Consider the following 13903-nt stretch of genomic DNA (forward strand, 5'->3'; position numbering starts at 1 on the left):
ACGATATGAAGGAAACACTGATTGAATTCGTCTTACCCTGTGCCGAGTCGTCAACGAAGGGCAAGACGGATTAATCAGTGTTTCCTTAACTTCTTGTGGTCTTTGACGGGCATTTCGCTCTGGTCTGGCGCTTTCGTTTCGCATGTCATCAGAACTCTATCGCATTCTTACTCGTGCTCTTTAGTGTTGTGGTTCCCATAGTATGGTGTCACTCATATGTAATCATGGTTACGATCAGCACAATCGTATGCCATACGTGATAAGATTCTGCGGGAACGCATTTTTGCGGGGGAGGGGATACAAGTTAATGGGAAGAACTATCGGATGTTTGGCACTATGGTGTTAGGCATAAACGCGAAGCTCTTCGTTGCGCGTTCAGGTGCGGGCGCGCGCGAGATGGAAAGGGACTGTTGGTGCATGCTGGCTCGCAACCAAAACGATCATCGGGGGGGGGTATATGGTAGCCACCTCTCTGAGTAAAAAGAAGACCGTTCTCGTGGTGGATGACTCGATGTTTAACCGCGCGTTGCTGGCTGACATGATGGCGGATGAGTTCAATGTTATCGAAGCAGAGAACGGCAAGCAGGCTATTGCCGCCATTAGCAAGTTGGGGCTGGGTATTTCACTTGTGCTGCTCGACTACGTGATGCCTGAGATGGACGGCTTCGCAGTGCTTTCCGTCATGCAGCGACGCGGCTGGATCAAAGACATACCTGTGGTTATGGTGTCGGCCGAAAGCGATCCGGCATACATTGAGCGCGCCTACGAGCTGGGTGCCACTGATTTTCTTACCCGGCCCTTCGATATTAACATCGTGCGTCACCGCGTGCGCAACACTATCATGCTGTACAGCAAGCAGCGAGTACTAGCTGGTATGGTGGCCGATGAGATCAACGAGCGCGAGCGCGACGTTAACCTTATGGTTTCCATATTGAGCCACATCGTGGAGTTCCGCAACGGCGAAAGCGGCATGCACGTATTGCGTGTGCGTGCCTTAACTGAGATTTTGCTCACCTGTCTGGCGGAAAAAACCGATGCATATGATCTCGCCTCTGCAGACATCTCGACGATCTCCATGGCGTCGAGCTTGCATGATATTGGCAAGATTGCTATCGCCGAGGAAATCCTAAACAAGCCAGGGCGCTTGACCGACGAGGAATTCCGTATCATGAAGACACATTCGGCTGTGGGAGCCGAAATGCTGGAAAAACTACCCACCGGTCAAAACGAGCCGCTGGTGAAGACCGCGTACGCCATTTGCCGTTGGCACCACGAACGCTACGATGGGCGCGGATACCCCGATGGCTTGGTGGGTGATGATATTCCTATTTCCGCTCAGGTGGTTGCTTTGGCTGACGTGTATGACGCTCTCACCAGCGAACGCGTGTATAAGCCGGCCTTCTCACACGAGAAGGCCATGAGTATGATCATTGGTGGTGAATGCGGCGCGTTCAACCCGCTGCTTATTGACGTTTTGCGCGATAACGCTGACTCCATCCACGGACAGATGGAAAGCCTCTCATCCGACGGACGCGGCAATTACGGAACGAAACGCGTTATGGAGGCGTTGGCGGACGTTGACGAAAAGGGAACGACGAGCCGCACGATTAGCTTGTTGGATTACGAGCGTATGAAGTATAACTTCTATGCCGAGATGTCCAACGAGGTTCAGTATGAGCTGTCGCAAGATCCTCCTATGTTGGTGATGTCTGACTACGGGCGCATCAATTTGGGGCTGCCTGAGGTTATTCCCGATCCAGAGAACAGCGAGACGCTTATCCGTGTGTTTGGGCGCGAAGGGGTTACCGAGTTTCTTCATCGCATGATGGATACCTCGCCTGACGATCCCATCGTTCGTTTCGACATGTGCGGTGTGGCGAACGGCGAGACACGCTGGTACAACGTGGTGTCGCGCGCGCTGTGGTCCGATGATGACAAACCGGTGTACATGGGCGCACTCGGCAAGCTCACTGACGTGCACGACCAGCGCTCACTTCTGATGGATTTGCAGTTTCGGGCATGGCACGACTCGCTCACGGCACTGGCGAACCATGCCTACGCACGCAAGGTGGCAACCGAGCGTATGGAGGCGAATCCCGACTGCTTATTTATTATGCTGATTGTTGATTTGGATCATTTCAAGGAGGCTAACGATACGTACGGCCACGAATTCGGTGACCGCGTGCTGCGCTACTTTGCCGATCGTCTCAGCGCTAGCGTGCGCGAGGATGATTTGGTGGCGCGTATTGGGGGCGATGAATTCCTTGTGTTCATGATGTGCGACCAGGAAACCGACCGGCGACATCTGGCGCGGCGTATCCATTCTGCCATTCGCAGCGAATTCGAGGGTTTCCCCGTGTCGTCGAGTATGGGTGTTGCTTGCGCCGACGTGGTGGGAAAAGATTACGATGAAATGTTTCGCTGCGCCGACCGGGCGCTTTACCGCGTGAAACGGTTGGGTGGCGGTTCATGCTCGTTCTGCGAAGATGAGACAGGGCCCGTTTGCGAGGTATCGAGCCTGTCTCCCATCGATAAGCCAGAACGGAGCTATACCGGGCGTGAGCGACGCCAATCGGCAGGTGTCGCAAAACGGCGAGGAAACGATAAATCATAGTTGAGATAAACGAAGAAACAAGGAGAGAGATAACCATGACGTTGGAATCGTGCTATGCCATGATGGGTGGAGACTTAGAAGGGGTGCGCGGGCGCTTGCTCACCGACGAGCGTGTGGCGAAGTTTGTGGGGATGTTTCCTCACGACGATACGTTTGCCAACCTTGAGCGCGCCATGGAAGCGCATGCGCTGGAAGACGCCTTCCGCGCAGCTCACACACTGAAAGGTGTGAGCCACGACTTAGGCTTCATGCCGCTGCACGTGGCAGCCGACGAACTCACGCAAGCGTTGCGTCCCGTTAAAGAGGGCGGCGCTGTTGATGAGGCGGCGCTTGTACCGCTCATGGAAGCCGTGCAAGACGCCTACCGAACGACGATCGACGCATTGGCGACCGTTAACGAGTAACGTGCCCGACTCACAATTTCATCAGGATAGTAGGACGGGAGAGAAGGTATCTCACCATGCAAAGCGAGGATAAGAAAGAGCTTCGCTGGCGCATTGTCGTCGCGACGATCGTAGCGGCATGTATCGTGGCAATCATCGCCGCGTTTCTTTCGATGAATTATCAGCGCACCGTTTCTCAAAATGCGCTGTACCTCGAAGCAAGCACGAACCAGGCGCTCGAACGTCTTGATAGCGTGTTCGAAAACTCTCAACAGAGCTTATTCATGGCGAGTACTCTCTTCGAAGAGGTTCATCCGACCGACGACGAGATCTGCAACGAGCTGGAGTTTCTTGAGGAAGGTACACCTTTCGACTATCTAGCGTTCGAAACGGTTGATGGAACTACGTACAATTCGCGCGGCAAGGTCAGCCAGGTACAGCCTCGGGAAAACCCCATCAAGGAAGCAGGCGTTGCCACGGTGAACGACGAGCGTATCGGTGAGGGTTTGTCCATCGTATTCTTCGAACCTGTGTATGACGGGGATACCTATGTCGGTGTGATGTCGGGCGTATGGAGCAACGAGCTGCTCGAGAGGACCATATCGACAACGTATTACAACGAGTACGCGTCGACCTACCTGTGCAACGACGAGGGTGTTGTTATTGCATACTCGAGCACGTTTGTAAAGGTTGAGTCTGATCAGCTTGACATCAGCGCGGTTGACAGTACTGATGGAACTTCAGTTGGAGAACTCTTGCCATCGCTTGAGCGAGGCGAGTCCATGACGTTTACGTACGAATCTCCGCGTGGTTTGGGACTTGCGTACATGGTGAAGCTCTCCGATCACGACTGGACGTTGTTGCGCACCTATCCGGCAACCATCAATACATCCATTGTAGAGCGTACCAACATTATCGGCATTGCGCTGATCGCGGCCATCATCGTGGTGTTTATTTGTGCCCTCGCGGTTGTTATCGTGCGTGCGTCACGGAAGAATAAAGAGATCACAATTAAAAAAGACCAGTTCGAACGTGTTGCCGATGCATCTTCTCAGTTGTTTAAGCGCTTTGCTGTTCTCGATTTGCAAAACAACATATACGAGTATATCAAAGGGGAGGATCTCGACGATCGTCTTCCGAAGCGCGGCAAGTTTACGGATTTCGCTAACTTCTGGGTCAGTCAGGCCGTCTACGATGATGAGCGCGAGAAAGTGCGCGACATGATTATGCTTGATAGCATCATGCGCAACTTCACGCCTGACGTGCAAATTATGCGTTTCGAATACCGCGTGAACTATCAGGGTGAGGTGCGGTGGCTGCAGCCGTCCATGGTGTGCCTGCGTCGCGATAATGAAGGCCACCCTGCTAGCCTGCTGTACGCCGTGCAGGACGTGACCACGGTGAAGGTGGAGGAAGCGCGCGCCCGTGAGGCGCTCGAGGACGCCTACCGTGCCGCCGAGCAGGCATCGCGTGCGAAGAGCGACTTCTTAGGTAGCATGAGCCACGATATTCGTACGCCCATGAACTCCATCATGGGACTTACCGCCATCGCGACTATGCATATCAACGATTCCGAGCGTGTGAAGGACTGCCTGCAGAAGATCACCGTGTCAAGCCGGCATTTGCTGGGGCTTATTAACGAGGTGCTCGACATGGCACGGATCGAGAGTGGCAATATCGGGCTGGCAGAGGACGACTTTGACTTGCCTGAAGCCATTGAGAATTTGCTTACCATCATCCATCCGCAGGTGGCGGCAAAGCAACAGCACCTAAAGGTTGATACTGCAGGTGTTATCCACGAGCATGTGGTGGGTGACTTCATGCGCCTGCAGCAGGTGTTCGTTAACATTATGGGTAATTCGGTAAAGTTCACGCCTGAAGGCGGCACCATTGGGCTTACCATCGCCGAAATTCCCACGCGCATCAGCGGGTGTGCGTGCTACCAGTTCACGTTCACCGACACGGGTTGCGGCATGAGTGAGGAATTCGTTGAGCGCGTGTTCGAGCCGTTCGCGCGCGCGAACGACAACCGCATGACCAACGTTGAGGGTACGGGTTTGGGTATGTCCATCGTGAAGAGCGTGGTCAGCCTGATGAACGGCTCTATCGACGTGCAGAGCAAACTGGGCGAAGGTACCACGTTTGTGGTGACGGTGCATTTGAAGCTGCGCGAGGCTGATCTTGAAGACACCTCGGCGCTGTGTGATTTGTACGTTTTGGTGGCTGATAACGACCAGGTGGCGTGCGAGGGTGCCTGCGAGATGCTGGACGAGATTGGCATGGTACCCGATTACGTGCTTTCCGGCGATGCTGCCATTGCTCGTGTGCGGGAGCGGGTTGAGACACCCGAAGAATACTCAGCGGTTATTCTGGACTGGAAGATGCCAGGTAAAAGTGGCATTGAGACGGCTCGTGAGCTGCGTGAGATTCTACCCGACCATGTGCCTATCATCATTTTGTCGGCCTATGATTGGATGGCGATCGAGCAAGAGGCACGTATGGCGGGCATTGATGCGTTTGTGTCAAAGCCGATGTTTAAGTCTCGCTTGGTTCATGTGATGAATAGCCTGCTGGTGGGTGGCAAGGACGATGAAGCTGAGCGTGATGATGCAGCGAAAGAAGCCGACTTGCTTCGCCAAGCCGACTTCTCGGATAAGCGTATTCTGCTGGTTGAGGATAACGAGCTTGCAGCGTCCATTGGATTGGATATCTTATCGTTTACGGGAGCTGCTACAGCGCATGCTATCAATGGTAGGGTTGCGCTGGAAATGTTGCGCGACAACCCGCCGGGAACCTTCGACTTGGTTCTCATGGATGGTCAGATGCCGGTAATGAATGGTTACGAGGCTGCGCGAGCCATCCGTTCGTTAGGATTGGCTGGTCGCCCCGACTTGGCAACTATTCCTATTGTTGCACTCACAGCCGATGCATTCGCTGACGATATGAAGCGAGCGTTGAATGCGGGTATGAACGCGCACATGTCAAAGCCGCTCGAGATCAACACATTGGTGAGGGTATTGAGGGAGTTCTTGCAGTAATCTTGCAGTAAGAACGTACGAAAAGAGAGGGTACCGATGTTTATGTCGGTACCCTCTCTTTTTTCGGTGCGGTTGGTGTGGCTATTCTTGTTTGCTTGCTGCTACTCGTCGAATCGCTTACAATCCTTCAACCTCGAAACGCTTCTCCAAAGCTTCCTGATGGTGTGCGTAATGCAGTGCCACGTCTCGAGCTACATGCCCTTCTTTCACCAGTGTAAACAGACTCTGGTCCATGGTACGCATACCTTCGGCGCCTCCTGCGGCGATAGCACTGTCGATTTGGTGCGTCTTCGACTCGCGAATGAGGTTACGGATGGCGGTGTTCGTTACCATAATCTCGAAGGCCGGCATCACGCCGCCGTCGATGGTGGGCACGAGCTGCTGGCTGACAATAGCGCGAAGCACCATGGATAACTGAATGCGAATTTGACGCTGCTGCGAAGCAGGGAATGCATCAACGATGCGGTCGACCGTGTTCGCAGCACCCGAGGTATGCAGTGTGGAGAACAGCAGCTGCGCCATCTCGGCAGCGGTGACGGCGGTTCCAATGGTGTCCTGATCTCGCATTTCACCCAGCAAGATGATGTCGGGGCTTTCGCGCATGGCCGAGCGCAGTGCCTCGCTATACGTGGCCACATCGGTGGGAATTTCGCGCTGCGTTACAATGCAGGTTCCATGACGATGTATGTACTCGATGGGATCTTCCATGGTAACAATGTGCCCGGTGCGTTCATGGTTCAGCTTGTCGATGATGCATGCGAGTGTGGTTGACTTACCCACACCAGCAGGTCCTGTCACCAGCACGAGGCCTTTTTGGAATCGCGTCAGGTCGAGTACTTCGTCGGGAATATGGAAGTCGGCGGGGTTGGGTAAGCCAAAGGGGATCACGCGGATAACCGCGCTGTACGAGCCACGCTGTCGGAAAATGTTCACGCGGAAGCGACCGATGCCGGCGATGGCGAAGGAGAAGTCGTCGTCATGGTTGAGACTGCTCTCGAACGCGTTCATGTTTCGCCCAGACATCTCGTAGATGCTGCGAACGAAGCGCTCGGTGTCGGCGGGTGTAAACGGCGCGACGTCAAGGCGCACCTGCCTGCCACCCATCTCGTAGGAAAGCGGCAGGCCAGCGATGACGAAGATGTCGGACGCGTTCGCGTCAACCATTTCCTTGAGTAGCTGTTTCAGTTCCATGTTATCTCCTATCGTGATTGAGCGGAACCCGACCACAGCACCTCGCCAGAGCCGGCTTCATTCCATTGAGTGGTGGCACGCCACTGAGATATTTCGTAGGTGGCATCGTCTCGAATGGTGAGTACCACCGAAAGCGTGCGTCCGCTGTCGCTTGAGAACTCGGCTCCCACCTGGTTGCCGTCTATGTAGGCACCCTCGTATGCACTGATGACGTCTGCTACGGCGACAAGCGCATCTGCTACGACATCGGCGTTTGCCTCTTCAGCGTTGGCAGCTGATCTGTCCGTGCGCACACCAGCAAGTGCGCCGTCGATTTCAGCAACGAAGCTTTGTGCCGCTTGCTCGTTGTTGTAGGTGGCGGATGTGAACCATGCTTGCTTTTCTGCGGCGGTGTAGGCTGCTTGCGCTGTTGATACGGCAAGCACAGCCATAACCGCCAAGCAGAGCACGATCACGAGCGAGAACACGCTCACCGGGCCGATGCGTACCGACCCGCTTCCGCGTGTCATTCTTATGTTGCTGCTCATCAACCCACCTCCCCGTTTGAGACGTAGCGTGACGTGTAGAGTGTATAGATTATTCTCTCGTCATCAGAAACTGTTATATGAGCCACATAGAGCGTGCCTGCTTCTTGTGGATGCTGTTCGACAATGCGCTCAAGCTTAAAGTCCCTTTCACTGTCGGTAGCGCCGATACCATCAGTAGCTTGAAGGCTTTCGCCTTCGGGGTTAGCTGCGAAAGCTTCAGCGTCGTTGGCAGCAAGTACCACGGCGCGTGACAAGTCATCGGAGGCAGCGCCCCGTTCGTACGATGACACCATAAGTCCTGTGAGCACTGCGAGTGATCCCATCATGAACACGAGCAAGAACAGTGCCTCGATCACAAACGCCCGGCCGTGGCGCGATCTGTGCTCTGCGGGGTGCGCTCGCCGACGCATGCGCTCCATATTGATAGCTGTTGCGTCGCAACCTTCCAGTACGGCACTTTTTTCACTCGCGATAGATTCTGCGAACGATGCGCTTAATGTTTCAGACATATCAAGCACCTCCTCGCACGCTTCGCAGGGCGATGCACGTGGATCCCTGATCGGTGTAAATGGTAAGGAGTCCGTTCTCGTACGTAAAATCAAAGCTCTCAGATGCAACCATTTCGCGAGCTCGTTCGGGCGTAAATGCCGAACCTGCGCGAGCGTATTCTTCCACAACGTTGCCTTGATACAGGTACAGCCGCGTCTCGTAATCACCTGCGTCCACGTGCTCGCTTAACACGAGTGCCGGCCCTTCGGGGCCTTGTGCAACACCCACGGCGTCAGTTACGTCATTGGTACGTACGGAATTAGACAGAAGCGAGAGCCCTAATCGCATTTCGTCGGCATTGGCGCGCATGCTGTTTGCTGATTGATATGCGTTCACGCCAACGAGAAACGCTGCCAGCAAAAACAGAGTTATGACCGCGAACAGCAGCGTGGTAAACATTCGTCCGCCACGCTCGCGGTCGTGTGATCTTATGCCGAAGTCTTTATCGCGGCCGGTCATTTCGCCAACACCACCACATTAGGCATTACGTTACCCGCAAACACGCTGTACGTGATTACGTAGTCATCATGGTTGACCACAAGCCCGTAATTGTCTTCAAGATACTGAAGCGAGGAAGGGTAGGAACCCTCGATCGCGCAGCACTGTTTCGCGCTGCCAAGAATAGCGTTGCGTACTGACAGCTCACCTTGCTCTCGCAGCGAAGCATCGATGCGTTCGAAGGTAAACCAGCCAACGATCACAATCAGTACCACTGCCAGCAGTGCGCCTACGCGCCGTCTGGCGCGGTGTCTCAGTTGATCCTGTGTAAGTTCGTGATGCATAGGTTATCCTATCGAGCTCATGATGCCGATCAGCGGAAGCATTACGGCGATCAGTGTCGCGCCGATACTCACGGTCAAAAACGCCGCCAGCGTTGGCTCTACGCTGTCGATTACGTTGTCGATGCGGGTGATGGCGTCGTCGAAGAACGTGTCGGACAAGCTTCCCAGTACCGTTTCCAAGCTGCCTGTGCGCGATCCTACCATGAGCATGCGTGCGTATACAGGCTCGATGACATCGCTTTCCGATATCGCCTGCGGCAAGCTCTTGCCCTGCGCGGGGTCGACCATGGTTTCATGCGCTGCTGCAAGGCGGCTTTTGAGCTCGGCGTGTTCCACCATGTCTACCGCGCGTTGCATGGAGGTGTCGGTGTCCACGCCAGCTGACACGAAGGTGGCGAGCGCCGCAGTGAAGCGAGCCACGGCAATTTGGCGCATGGGTTCGCGCGTGATCGGAAGCTTTTCGAACAAGCGCACCAGCTTTGCTCGCCCGTCCGGGGTCGAGCCGATGGCCATTCCCACCAACACCAGTACCGTGCACAAAAACGTGATAATAAGCGCCGCCCAGCCAATGCCGATAGACACATTCACGTAGGCAAACGAGCTTGCGGTCAGGTTACCTGTGAGCCCCTCGTACACGTCGACGAACACCGGAAGGATCACCGCAGCGGAAAACAGCAAGATCACCGTCATCACACACAGAAGCGCTGCTGGATACGCGACAGCACTGCGCATTTTTGCGTATAGGCGATCTTCCTCGTCATAGTGCTTCGCTAAGCTCCACAGTACGCTTTCCAAACGACCTGAGGTTTCTCCTGCGCCCACCATGTTTACCAGGTGAGTGGGAAACGCCCCGCTTTCTTCGAGCGCCGCCGCTAGCGACTTGCCAGCCACGAGCGCTGCGTACACGTCGCTGCATGCGCTTTTGAAGCTCCCCGTGCTTGCCCGCCCCTTGTTTGCGAGTGCGCCTGCACTCTGCTGTTCCTCGCCAAGTAGGTACAGCGCCTCATCCGTTTGGATGCCGGCGGAGTACATGATGGCCAGGCTTTCGCAGAAGGCGGAAAGCGCGCCGCTTTCGAGCATCTTCGTTGCCATGTCCGTGTTCGCTCCTTGTCTTTCAGTAACGAATGAATTGCTGCGTGCTCAAGCGTTCTCTAACGCTAGTAAACGTATCGGTCGGTGTACGAACTACCGTCACCCACGAAGTTTGTCGATCCTCCGGCAGTAAACGTTAGATCGACGCGTGTCCACGTGTTTTCCTGTACGCTGAAACTTGCAGCAATCCAGCTCCCATCAATATACACCATGTTCCATGCATGGTAGATGCCATCAGGCGCAACATCTCCGGTAATTATCTTGCAGGGGATGCCCTGACTGCGCAGCATTGCTGCGGTGAGCGATGCGTAGTCAAAGCAAATGCCACTTTTCGAAGAAAGTGTGCTGTCGGGGTCTGGCACGTAGCTGGTGGCGTCGGCGAGTGTTGCTGCCTTCTGTTCGTCATAAGCTACGTTTTCAACTACCCACTCGCAAATGGCACGCAGTGCGTCACCCTCGTTTTGTGCGACTTCGCACAGCTGGTTGGCTAGGCTTGTACTTTCGCTCGTTTCGTCGAATTGGCAGAATTGGTTGGGTCGGATGAAGGGCTGGAATTCGTCAGCCAGTGCTACGTCGGCCGAAATCGGGTCAGATAGCGCTGCATAGCGCGTGCCCGAGGTGTTCTCCCACACGCAGAATGTGTAGCTTCCGTCACCCATGTTTAAGGGGCACGAAATAGGCGTGCCGTCGTTGGGTAGGTCGTAGTAGTAGCTCATATCGCCCTGTGTCACCTCGAATTTCAGCCGCACGGGCGAGGTTGCCGCTGCGGCCACGTATCCTTCGCTCACGTGAGAGGCGTCAATGAGCGCTCCGTTGCTGTTTGTGGCGGCCGCTTCGTCAAAGGGAGACGATGCCAGTTCGGAGCGTTCGAACGCAGGCCCCGAGGTTTCACCGCTGGCTGCTGTGTTTGCTTCGCCGGTAACGTTGCCATTTTGCGAACCGCCCCCGCAGGCGACAAGGCCAAAGGTGGCCGCCATTGCCAGCGTGATCACGAGTGCACGTTGCGCCGCGCGTAAAGCCAAGCGTTTTGTGAAGTGTCGCGCTCGGTCTTGCATGGAGCCCTCCGATGTATCTTCTATGCAACCCGGCATAATGCACGTGCCTGTACGCGTTTCGCACGCGGCGCGATGGCGGCGTGCGAAAGCGACGACGTGTTGACGGGGGGCTGACATGATGCATGCCTTTCCTGCAGTTTTCGAACGTTCGACTACAGGGGAAATGGTAACAGAGGGCAGGCGTTTTTAAAACTCAAACGAGGCGTTGTACCAGACAAAGCCCAAATCTTTGCATAGAGATTCTGCCTTAAGTCCACCTTGTCTTCTACGATGCGATTCAAAAAAGCTCAAGGCGGTTGATTCGTGTTGCATACCAAAAACGTCGAGCGTCGCACAGATGGCGGCGCTCGACGTATGCGAGGGCTGTTCTCCACTCTCACACAAGAGGAAGGTAGCTGAACTCGTGCTTTACGAACGGGACAGTCCGTCGACGGGGATCACTGCTCCAGAAATGTAACTTGCCTTGTCTGACGCGAGGAACACGAACGCATTGGCTATGTCTTCGGGCTCTCCCATGCGGCCAAGCGGGATGCTTGCGATCAGCGGCTGAATGATGCTCTCGGGTAGGGCATCGACCATGTCTGTGTGCGTAATGCCCGGAGCAACCGCATTGACGCGAATGCCCTCCGAGGCCAGCTCGCGCGCTATGGAAAGCGTGAACCCATTCACAGCGAATTTCGTTGTGGGGTAGGCGCTTCCAGAGGGCTGGCCGTGCTTGCCCACCATGGAAGACGTGTTTACGATAGCGCCGCCTTCTCCTTGCTCTATCATGATGCGAGCCGCCGCCTGCGTACAAACGAACACGGCGTTTAAGTTAAGGTCGACCACTTTTTTAAACTCGTCGAGCGTGTAGTCAACTAAGGGCGTGCGAGAACTCACTCCTGCATTGTTGCAGAGAACGTCGAGTTTTCCGAACGTGCGCGTTACTTCTGCGAATTCGGCAGCGACGGATTCCGGGTCGGTCAGTGCGGGGGAAATCCCTATAACGCGCCCCTCTGCTTCGGGCATCTCTTGCACCAGTTTCTCCACAGCGGCGTTTGCTGTTTCCGGGCGCGATCCACAAAGGGCTACGTTAGCTCCTTCGGCGAGGAATTTCTTGACGATGGTGAATCCAATTCCGCGGGTTCCGCCAGTGACAATTGCCGTTTTTCCTTCGAGCAGCATTTAAAACCTCCTCATCCGTGTGTTTGCCAGCTGTACACACTATCTCATTTCCTCAGCGCAAGAACGCGCATAACCCTCTATCGCGTTGCCAAACGGATGACGATCGATGAACTTCGGTTGTGTGTGAGATTACGGGGATTGACTTGAAGCAGGTCTGAGTCAGGGCGTAGGTTGATCGCAGGTTGATTGCAGGAATGTTGCAAGGTGGTCTGGGTAAGCACCATCTGTTTCACCTATATCGTTCGCTTCGTTTTGCATTGCTCGTGGAGAATGCGCGAGTTGCGAAGATTTCGGTTGTAAGCGTGTGCGTTGTGGTAATATACCGTCTGCTGTGAGAGCGGCATCGGGATGTGGCTCAGCTTGGTAGAGCGCTGCGTTCGGGACGCAGAGGCCGCAGGTTCAAATCCTGTCATCCCGACCATGAGCTTTAAGGGATGTGCTTTTCAGAACATCCCTTTTTGCATACGTAGGCCGCCTTACGGGAAAGGCGGGCGGGTTACGCCGATAGGGCGTCTCGTGTGGCAAATGGAGGTTGACATGAAATTTCTGGGAATGGGCGTGCCCGAGCTTCTCATCATCCTCGTGGTGATTCTGCTCATCTTCGGGCCAAAAAACCTTCCAAAGCTCGGCAGTGCGCTTGGCAAAACCGTGAAGAATCTGCGTGAGGGCATCGGTGGCGACAAGGACGACGAGGAAGAAGTTGAAGAGGAAGTCGTCGAGGTTGTCGAAGAAGAGGAAGAAGCTCCCAAGAAGACAGTCAAGAAGACGGTTAAGAAGAAGTCTGAATAACCTCAGTTACTGCAGGCGGTGCGCGGGCGCAACGGCCGCGCACCGCCTTTCTTGTTATTGGAGGCATGTGCGCTTCCGCACAAGGGCGCTTGATGTTGGACGATATTCCACATGGTGCCGCACATTTCGATTCGCATGAAGGCTGTGCACGCTGGGCAAACGGCGTGCCTGTTTTACGTTAAGGCAGGTGTGATTGGTATGGCCGAGGGAAACTACGTTCTTACCCAAGAGGGTAAGGGCAAGCTTGAAGAAGAGCTCCATTACCTGGAAACCGAGAAGCGCGACGAGGTTGGCGAACGTATTAGGGTCGCCCGTGAGTTCGGCGATATCTCCGAGAACTCCGAGTATGACGACGCGAAGAACGAGCAGGGCATGATGGAGGCGCGCATCGCTGAGATTTCGCGTATTTTGTCTGAGGCGACGGTGGTCAACACTCCGAAGCGCTCGAGCCGCGTAAACATCGGTTCCACGGTGACTGTCGACATGGGCGGCAGGGAGCGTGTGTTTACGATCGTAGGTGCCGCCGAGAGTGACGTCGCGTCGGGTAAGATCTCCAACGAGTCGCCGGTAGGCGCGGCGCTTTTGGGCTGCAAGAAGGGCGACGAGGTAAGCGCAACCGGCCCGACTGGCCGTGAGATTACCATGACCATCCTCAAAATCGAGCACTAATTTTTGTTTCCGCCGTGCTGATGCGACGGCGGAACTGTACGTTCGCTGTG

The 13903-nt window shown here is 55.0% G+C and carries 13 protein-coding genes and 1 tRNA gene; 6 read left to right on the forward strand and 8 right to left on the reverse strand.

Translation table 11 applies throughout. The annotated features are described in order from the left end of the window. Nucleotides 1-457: 457 nt before the first annotated feature. The 3 genes from G7Y43_RS07460 to G7Y43_RS07470 are packed head-to-tail and all read left to right on the forward strand — an operon-like array spanning nucleotide 458 to nucleotide 6035. Nucleotides 458-2614, forward strand: coding sequence for a diguanylate cyclase (locus tag G7Y43_RS07460; RefSeq protein ID WP_165045634.1), 2157 nt, complete (start codon nucleotides 458-460; stop codon nucleotides 2612-2614). Nucleotides 2615-2649: 35 nt separating this feature from the next. After that, nucleotides 2650-3018, forward strand: a complete 369-nt coding sequence (locus G7Y43_RS07465) for an Hpt domain-containing protein (protein ID WP_165045636.1) — start codon at nucleotides 2650-2652, stop codon at nucleotides 3016-3018. Between the two features lie 56 nt (nucleotides 3019-3074). Next, nucleotides 3075-6035 (forward strand): hybrid sensor histidine kinase/response regulator, encoded by a 2961-nt coding sequence (locus G7Y43_RS07470; RefSeq protein WP_165045638.1) that lies wholly within the window; start codon nucleotides 3075-3077, stop codon nucleotides 6033-6035. A gap of 117 nt (nucleotides 6036-6152) precedes the next feature. Here the strand turns inward: G7Y43_RS07470 and G7Y43_RS07475 are convergent, their stop codons facing one another. The 8 genes from G7Y43_RS07475 to G7Y43_RS07510 form a co-directional block, all read right to left on the reverse strand. After that, entirely contained in the window at nucleotides 6153-7226 is a 1074-nt protein-coding gene (locus G7Y43_RS07475) for a type IV pilus twitching motility protein PilT (RefSeq protein WP_165045640.1), read from the reverse strand. 8 nt (nucleotides 7227-7234) lie between these two features. Beyond that, the gene (locus tag G7Y43_RS07480; RefSeq protein WP_241158196.1) at nucleotides 7235-7753 is read right to left on the reverse strand and encodes a S4A5 electrogenic sodium bicarbonate cotransporter 4; all 519 of its coding nucleotides are present in this window, start codon (nucleotides 7751-7753) and stop codon (nucleotides 7235-7237) included. Beyond that, nucleotides 7753-8262 (reverse strand): hypothetical protein, encoded by a 510-nt coding sequence (locus G7Y43_RS07485; RefSeq protein ID WP_165045642.1) that lies wholly within the window; start codon nucleotides 8260-8262, stop codon nucleotides 7753-7755. The genes G7Y43_RS07480 and G7Y43_RS07485 overlap by 1 nt, the downstream gene beginning before the upstream one ends. Nucleotide 8263: 1 nt before the next feature. Further along, entirely contained in the window at nucleotides 8264-8761 is a 498-nt protein-coding gene (locus G7Y43_RS07490; protein WP_165045644.1) for a DUF4860 domain-containing protein, read from the reverse strand. Next, the gene (locus G7Y43_RS07495; protein ID WP_165045646.1) at nucleotides 8758-9084 is read right to left on the reverse strand and encodes a hypothetical protein; all 327 of its coding nucleotides are present in this window, start codon (nucleotides 9082-9084) and stop codon (nucleotides 8758-8760) included. The genes G7Y43_RS07490 and G7Y43_RS07495 overlap by 4 nt, the downstream gene beginning before the upstream one ends. A gap of 3 nt (nucleotides 9085-9087) precedes the next feature. Beyond that, complete coding sequence (locus G7Y43_RS07500) at nucleotides 9088-10176, reverse strand: type II secretion system F family protein (protein WP_165045648.1); 1089 nt, start codon at nucleotides 10174-10176, stop codon at nucleotides 9088-9090. 65 nt (nucleotides 10177-10241) lie between these two features. Next, nucleotides 10242-11168, reverse strand: coding sequence for a transglutaminase-like domain-containing protein (locus G7Y43_RS07505; protein WP_241158197.1), 927 nt, complete (start codon nucleotides 11166-11168; stop codon nucleotides 10242-10244). 471 nt (nucleotides 11169-11639) lie between these two features. Continuing rightward, complete coding sequence (locus tag G7Y43_RS07510) at nucleotides 11640-12395, reverse strand: SDR family NAD(P)-dependent oxidoreductase (RefSeq protein ID WP_165045650.1); 756 nt, start codon at nucleotides 12393-12395, stop codon at nucleotides 11640-11642. Between the two features lie 344 nt (nucleotides 12396-12739). On the opposite strand from G7Y43_RS07510, the gene G7Y43_RS07515 reads away from it, so the two are divergent. The 3 genes from G7Y43_RS07515 to greA all read left to right on the forward strand — a co-directional run bounded on the left by G7Y43_RS07515 (nucleotide 12740) and on the right by greA (nucleotide 13853). Then, nucleotides 12740-12816: transfer RNA gene (locus G7Y43_RS07515), tRNA-Pro, on the forward strand. A gap of 116 nt (nucleotides 12817-12932) precedes the next feature. Continuing rightward, nucleotides 12933-13184 carry a twin-arginine translocase TatA/TatE family subunit gene (gene tatA / locus G7Y43_RS07520; protein WP_165045651.1) on the forward strand — a complete coding sequence of 84 codons (252 nt, stop codon included), beginning with the start codon at nucleotides 12933-12935 and terminating at the stop codon, nucleotides 13182-13184. Nucleotides 13185-13382: 198 nt separating this feature from the next. Then, nucleotides 13383-13853, forward strand: coding sequence for a transcription elongation factor GreA (greA, locus tag G7Y43_RS07525; RefSeq protein ID WP_165045711.1), 471 nt, complete (start codon nucleotides 13383-13385; stop codon nucleotides 13851-13853). Nucleotides 13854-13903: the final 50 nt, after the last annotated feature.

The organism is Adlercreutzia sp. ZJ138 (assembly GCF_011038935.1).
GTDB lineage: Bacteria > Actinomycetota > Coriobacteriia > Coriobacteriales > Eggerthellaceae > ZJ141.

What these genes read in the sequence shown, in the direction of transcription:
- G7Y43_RS07460 (WP_165045634.1), top strand. Translation starts at nt 458, where the DNA reads ATGGTAGCCACCTCTCTGAGTAAAAAGAAGACCGTTCTCGTGGTGGAT.
- G7Y43_RS07480 (WP_241158196.1), bottom strand. Translation starts at nt 7,753, where the DNA reads ATGAGCAGCAACATAAGAATGACACGCGGAAGCGGGTCGGTACGCATC.
- tatA (WP_165045651.1), top strand. Translation starts at nt 12,933, where the DNA reads ATGAAATTTCTGGGAATGGGCGTGCCCGAGCTTCTCATCATCCTCGTG.
- greA (WP_165045711.1), top strand. Translation starts at nt 13,383, where the DNA reads ATGGCCGAGGGAAACTACGTTCTTACCCAAGAGGGTAAGGGCAAGCTT.
- G7Y43_RS07500 (WP_165045648.1), bottom strand. Translation starts at nt 10,176, where the DNA reads ATGGCAACGAAGATGCTCGAAAGCGGCGCGCTTTCCGCCTTCTGCGAA.
- G7Y43_RS07465 (WP_165045636.1), top strand. Translation starts at nt 2,650, where the DNA reads ATGACGTTGGAATCGTGCTATGCCATGATGGGTGGAGACTTAGAAGGG.
- G7Y43_RS07495 (WP_165045646.1), bottom strand. Translation starts at nt 9,084, where the DNA reads ATGCATCACGAACTTACACAGGATCAACTGAGACACCGCGCCAGACGG.
- G7Y43_RS07485 (WP_165045642.1), bottom strand. Translation starts at nt 8,262, where the DNA reads ATGTCTGAAACATTAAGCGCATCGTTCGCAGAATCTATCGCGAGTGAA.
- G7Y43_RS07475 (WP_165045640.1), bottom strand. Translation starts at nt 7,226, where the DNA reads ATGGAACTGAAACAGCTACTCAAGGAAATGGTTGACGCGAACGCGTCC.
- G7Y43_RS07510 (WP_165045650.1), bottom strand. Translation starts at nt 12,395, where the DNA reads ATGCTGCTCGAAGGAAAAACGGCAATTGTCACTGGCGGAACCCGCGGA.
- G7Y43_RS07490 (WP_165045644.1), bottom strand. Translation starts at nt 8,761, where the DNA reads ATGACCGGCCGCGATAAAGACTTCGGCATAAGATCACACGACCGCGAG.
- G7Y43_RS07470 (WP_165045638.1), top strand. Translation starts at nt 3,075, where the DNA reads ATGCAAAGCGAGGATAAGAAAGAGCTTCGCTGGCGCATTGTCGTCGCG.